Raw genomic sequence first — 307 nt, 5'->3', positions numbered from 1 at the left:
GTCGTCAAGCGCTTCAAGCTCCGCGACCTTGCGATACGGCACAACCATGAGATGTCCCGCGTTGTACGGATACAGGTTCAACACCGCGTACACACGCGTGCCACGGGCAATAATCAATCCGTCTTCGTCGCTGAGTTTCGGTATCTCTAGAAACGGGTCATTGCTTTTCGACGATCTCGGCGCCGACGCAATGTAACTCGACCGGTAGGGCGCCCACAGACGTACAAGACGGTCAGGAGCCCCTACACCGGTATCGATGTAGGGGTCCTCGCCATGATTACTGCCGCTGGGCTGCAACGTTTGCCTC

Annotated in this window: 1 pseudogene; it reads right to left on the bottom strand. The window is 57.3% G+C overall.

The window, feature by feature from the left end:
* Positions 1 to 297 (bottom strand): annotated as a pseudogene (locus ACXIUA_RS02415) (diadenosine tetraphosphate hydrolase); the annotation flags it as partial.
* Between the last annotated feature and the right edge of the window lie 10 nt (positions 298 to 307).

The sequence above is a fragment of the Corynebacterium sp. UMB8791 genome (genome assembly GCF_054166365.1).
Note: the sequence above shows the minus strand (reverse complement) of the source record. Positions and strands in the feature narration are given on the sequence as shown.